A 404-nucleotide genomic window follows, 5' to 3' on the forward strand; every position below is an offset into this window, starting at 1 on the left:
CGGACGGATAGCTTCATCAATACGATTAACAGTCGCTCGATCCTGTTCCGTCGTTTGCCTACGTGGGGGAAGCTCAGTACCGCCCCTTTCCGCCTTGCACAGCGCAATAAATTCGCGCATTTCTTCAAGTGTCTTCACCGGATCACCTCCATAGTTAAAAGGCGCTCTGCCATCTGTAAGAGCGCCTGATTTCTAAAAAAAACCTTACTCGTCGTCTGAATCTACATAAGAATTTGGGTTATTTGCATATTTCGTAAATTCAGCACCGATTGTCCTTGCAATAGACTCCAGTTCAATACCTCTTTCAAGAAATAGGTTTTCGTTGAAAGCACCCTCCAACATGCCTGCAATCTGGGCAGCTTCTTTTTGTTCTGGCATTTGAGCCTTATCGCTGATATTATCGT

General features: G+C 45.0%; 1 pseudogene. It reads right to left on the reverse strand.

Annotated elements, in window-relative coordinates:
* Positions 1-204: 204 nt before the first annotated feature.
* Positions 205-404, reverse strand: a pseudogene (locus CVN76_RS01990) (hypothetical protein); the annotation flags it as partial.

Source organism: Bacillus sp. mrc49, assembly GCF_002803435.1.